This window comes from Bowmanella yangjiangensis, from assembly GCF_017255015.1.
Lineage (GTDB): Bacteria > Pseudomonadota > Gammaproteobacteria > Enterobacterales > Alteromonadaceae > Bowmanella > Bowmanella yangjiangensis.
The window spans coordinates 1-301 of sequence record NZ_JAFKCS010000854.1 but is presented as its reverse complement, the minus strand read 5'-3'; the positions used below and the strand labels follow the sequence as shown (position 1 = coordinate 301).

Genomic DNA, 301 nt, shown 5'->3' with positions numbered 1-301 from the left:
CCCTCTCTCCCTCTTTCTGCTCGGACTCTGCCTGTCTTGCAGCCCCGCGATCTGGGCACAGGAAACCACCGATGCAGCGGCAAACGAAAATCCCGATGGCGCCGGGCCCGGCAACGAGCGCCCGGCCCTGCCGGAGCGCAGCGTCAGCGAAGCACTGGCCCTGGAACAACGCCTGGACAAGCGCGAGCAGCAGATGCTGCAGGCCGGCGACGAAAGCTTCCTGGCGCTGTGGCTCCCGGCCAACGTCGGCGAGCCCAGCGGCGTCGTGATCCTGGTGCCCGGTGACGTGGAAAACGCCGAC

The 301-nt window shown here is 68.1% G+C and carries 1 protein-coding gene; it reads left to right on the top strand.

Features of this window, described 5'->3' with window-relative positions:
- Positions 1-301 (top strand): DUF3530 family protein (locus tag J0A65_RS26950; RefSeq protein ID WP_206597228.1); only part of this gene is annotated, 301 nt, incomplete at both ends.